At 46.9% G+C, this 4243-nt stretch carries 4 protein-coding genes; all 4 read right to left on the bottom strand.

Features of this window, described 5'->3' with window-relative positions; genetic code table 11:
* Positions 1-812 (bottom strand): hypothetical protein (locus tag FWE37_09210; protein MCL2521156.1); only part of this gene is annotated, 812 nt, incomplete at its 3' end.
* Complete coding sequence (locus FWE37_09205) at positions 787-1386, bottom strand: hypothetical protein (GenBank protein MCL2521155.1); 600 nt, start codon at positions 1384-1386, stop codon at positions 787-789. The genes FWE37_09205 and FWE37_09210, both read right to left, overlap by 26 nt.
* A 155-nt stretch (positions 1387-1541) precedes the next feature.
* On the bottom strand, positions 1542-2948 hold the full coding sequence (locus tag FWE37_09200; GenBank protein MCL2521154.1) for a glycine--tRNA ligase: 1407 nt from the start codon (positions 2946-2948) through the stop codon (positions 1542-1544).
* A gap of 188 nt (positions 2949-3136) precedes the next feature.
* The coding region (locus FWE37_09195; protein ID MCL2521153.1) for a D-alanyl-D-alanine carboxypeptidase at positions 3137-4243 on the bottom strand (1107 nt) is incomplete at its 5' end.

Genomic DNA, 4243 nt, shown 5'->3' with positions numbered 1-4243 from the left:
GCGGGGTCGAGAAAAAAGCCGCTCACAACGGCCATAGCTAAATCGGATACGCCGTAAGCTATAGTATTATCTACACTGTCTGTAGGGCGGCGGAGAGTTAATTCGCCGTCTTCGTTCACAAAAAGCTCGCTGTACCCTTGCCCGTTATGGCCGACCAACCCAATAACGCCGGCTGTGTTATCGCCGGCAAACCATAAAGCGCTGCCGCGTATATCCAGCAAAGAGTTAGCCCGGCCATTGAGGGTATTTAAACCGCCGCCGGCATCGATAAAATTGTCTCTGCGGCCAGAATCGCCGGGTCGCGGCGAGCCTGCGGCTTGCGGCTGCCCGTTCCATGAGGTGATTCCCCCATCACGCGTAAAACCTTGACTAAAAAGTAAGCCGCCGGAGCCGCTTATTTCGGGCTGGCTAGCCAAAGCATATTCGCCGTTCCTAAAAACTCTTACATTTTGTAAAACGGTAGCGGCGCCGGCATCTTCGGGTAAATATATTTGGCTGTTACTGCTGCTAAGCACCACAGCCGGCGTAAGACCGCCGGCCCCCAGCATATTATTACTGCCCCTTAATTGCGTCCAATTAGCGGGGTTAATGTTATCGATAGGCCTAACCCATAAAGTATGGCCGATGATGACATAGTAATAAACACCATCGCTGGCCATACCTACGGCCGGCGCTTCTTTAGGTAAGTTACTGCGCTCGATAAGCTCTTCGTTTTGTAAAGTCCAAAAGATAGCCCCGTTGCAGCTGGTTAGCAGCAAAGCGGCTAACAAGAATAATTTAGTTATTTTATTGCTCAAAATAGTAACGGCCACTTAACATCACCTCAAACATATTACCTATACGGCTTCTATTCATATTATTAAACACCGGCTCAAAGGTAATTCCCCAAGCCGCCGTTGCCCCGATACTCCATTGCCTGTTAAAGCTGTAAAAAACTCCGGCTTCGGGCCTAAGGATAGGGTTTATTGCAAACGATTCGCCATAAGAGCCTATTTGTATGCCGGCGCTGCCGCCCACAGGAAACGACCAGCCAAAGACGTGAAATTCGTAGATGGTACGAAAGTTAAGCGTAATAAAGTTAGCCTGCACGGCATTAATACCTTGTGCCGTTAAAAAGACAATCCCGCCGCCCATCTTTAAGTTGTTATCTAAATGCACATCGACATTAGCCCCAATATTAAAGCCCGGATTTAAAGTTAAGGCGCTAATATTTTGAAAGTTAAAGCCGCCGGCAAATAACGGAAAGAACATACCCAAATTTAACTGAATGTGGGTATCGCCGCGCATGTACAGCATTTGGTCTAGCCGTGCTCCTTCGGTAGGGCCGCTTTGAGCAAAGACCAGCTGCGCTGCTAAAAGGTAAATTAATAAATAAAGTTTTTTCATTTTATCACACTATCATAAAGCTTTTTAACAAGATTGGCAAGAGGCTAATTAGTTGTTAATTGATTACAAATTTACTACAGAGGCAATTAAAAAGTAAGAATTAAAAAATTGTTATTGATTTCTTAATTCTTACTTTTTAATTATAAACGGCAGTTTTATTGCCGTTTATAATTTTTGTTGGCTTTTTTAATAAAACTAACCAATTCCTCTTTGGGCAGCCTTACCTGCTGCATAGTATCGCGGTAACGTAAAGTAACGCTGCCGTCTTCTTTACTTTGATGGTCTATGGTAATACAATAAGGCGTACCTACTTCGTCCATGCGGCGGTAACGGCGGCCAACGGCCCCCGAGCCATCGTAGTAAACATTAAATTCTTCTTTTAGCTCGGTCTCAATTTCGCGGGCAATTTCGGGCAGGCCGTCTTTTTTTACCAAAGGAAAAATACCGGCCATAATAGGCGCTACGTTGGGGTGAAAGTGGAGTACGGTGCGAATATCTTCGTTGCCTTCGTCATCTTTACCTAAACTTTCTTCGTGGTAGGCGTCCATTAAAGTAATTAGCACGCTGCGCGTTAAGCCGGCGCTGGTTTCTATCACGTAAGGTATATAGTACTCTTTCGTTTCTTCATCTTGATAGGTAAGGCGTTTGTTGCCGCTAAATTCGGCATGGCGGCGCAGGTCATAATCGGTACGGTCGTGGATACCTTCCAATTCTTGCCAGCCAAAAGGGTACAAATATTCTATGTCGTAAGCATCGGCGGCGTAGTGGGCCAGTTCGTTTGCCCCGTGCTGATGAAAGCGTAAGCGTTCGGGTTTAATGCCAAGTAAGTTATGATAATAAGCCAAACGTTCTTCTTTCCATTTGGCCAGCCACTCAAGGTCGGTGCCGGGTTTGCAAAAAAATTGCATTTCCATTTGTTCAAACTCGAGGGTTCTAAAGATAAAGTTTTTGGTGGTTATTTCGTTCCTAAAGGCTTTACCTACCTGCGCAATGCCAAAGGGAATACTCACGCGGCTGGTATCGGCCACATTTTTAAAGTTAACAAAAATGGCCTGCGCCGTTTCGGGCCGCAGGTAAACAAGGCCGCTGTCATCGCCTTTATCGACCGGGCCTAAGTGGGTTTTAAACATTAAATTAAAGTTACGCGGTTCGGTAAGTTCGCCGCCGCAGCTGGGGCATTTTTTGTTTTTTAAAGCTTCGGGGTTATCGGCCTCTAGATGGTCGGCTCGAAAGCGCGTTTTACAGGCTTTGCAATCGATAAGCGGGTCGCTAAAATTTTCTACGTGGCCGCTGGCTTCCCACACACGGGGATGCATCATAATGGCGCCGTCAATGCCCACAATGTTATCGTGTTTGCGGGTCATGGCCTGCCACCAAATTTTTTGAATGTTATTTTTAAGCTCTACGCCCAACGGGCCGTAATCCCATGCGCCGTTAAGGCCGCCGTAAATCTCGGACGATTGGTAAACAAAGCCGCGCCGTTTGCACAGGCTTACCAATTTTTCCATACTGGCACCGTCTTCGTTGGTGATGACTTGCGGGTTAATTTTTTTATTACTCATCGTATCTCTCCCTTAAATTTTCGTTAAGTTAGGTGGTATTACCTTTACTATAACTTAATTAGAAATTCTTTGCTAGGAGGTAGGGAGATAATATGCTATAATTATGGTTAAGATAGAGAGAGTGATGATTTTAGCAGGTGTAACTTTAATTTGCGCTACCGTACGAGGCCGTAGCTATTTACACTACCTTAAGCTTTAAGAGTTAAAGCCAGTTGTTTAAACCATAAAGCCAGCCGCGCTAGCTTATACAAAAGCCTATTGGGAACGGCCGGTATTTCGCCGGCGGTTATCAGCGGTAAGGTGTAGGAATTATTGGCATAATTTATGGTTAGCCGGCCGGCCTCATAACCGGCAGGCAAAGGAGCTAACAAATTAAGATTAGCCGGAGTATTAAAGGTAACTTCGCGGCTAAAACAGCGTCTAATTAATAAGGCAGCCTTATTATTGGGTATTTTAAGCCAAGCGGTGCGTTCCTCACCGCCCCATATTCTGGCCGGGATAGCGATAAAATTATTTAAGTTAATAAACTCAAAGTTATTAAAGCCGTAATCAAAAAGGGTGATGGCATCTTGGTTGCGCCGTACCGAGCCCGTTTGCGGGCCCGGTGCCTGTACCCCTAAAATGACCGCTATTAACTGCATACCATCACGCCGGGCGGTAGCCACTAAATTGTAACCGGCGGCCCTAATAAAGCCAGTCTTTAAGCCATCGGCGTATTCATAATTATTTAGTAAAGAATTATTGGTGTTGCCCCGCAGCATTGGGGCCCAGCGCACGGTGGCGTTACCCAAATTAGCGGCGGTAGGGTAGGTAAAGCTGCGTCTATTATGCAGCTGCTCTATCGCATAAGGGTGGCTGGCTAAATAGCTGCGGGTAAAGCGGGCAAAGTCGTAAGCTGTAGTTATATTGCTGCCGGCGATACCGGCCGGCTCGGTAAAGGTGGTATCGCTAAGGCCAAGCCGGCGGGCTTCGTCATTCATCAAGGTTACAAAATCTTCTACACTGCCGGCCACCGCTTCGGCCACCGCCACCGCCGCATCGTTGCCGGAGGGTAAAGCAAGGCCCAGCATTAATTCGTACAAAGTTACCCGGTGGCCTTCGGCGATATACATTAAGCTGCTGCCGGCCGGCTGGTTGCTAAAATGCGCCCGGCCGCTGATAGGTATTAGGCTATCTGCGCTTAAGCGGCCCTCGCCGATGGCCTGATAAGCCAGCTTTAAAGTTACCAGCTTAGCTAAGCTGGCCGGCGGGATAAGCTGATGAGGGTTATGGGCATATAAAATTTGGCCGCTGTT

The organism is Spirochaetaceae bacterium, assembly GCA_009784515.1.
Taxonomy (GTDB): domain Bacteria; phylum Spirochaetota; class Spirochaetia; order WRBN01; family WRBN01; genus WRBN01.
This window is presented reverse-complemented; position numbering and strand designations above follow the sequence as displayed.

Excerpts from the sequence above, each read along its gene's own strand:
- FWE37_09205 (MCL2521155.1), bottom strand. The coding sequence starts at position 1,386 with ATGAAAAAACTTTATTTATTAATTTACCTTTTAGCAGCGCAGCTGGTC.
- FWE37_09200 (MCL2521154.1), bottom strand. The coding sequence starts at position 2,948 with ATGAGTAATAAAAAAATTAACCCGCAAGTCATCACCAACGAAGACGGT.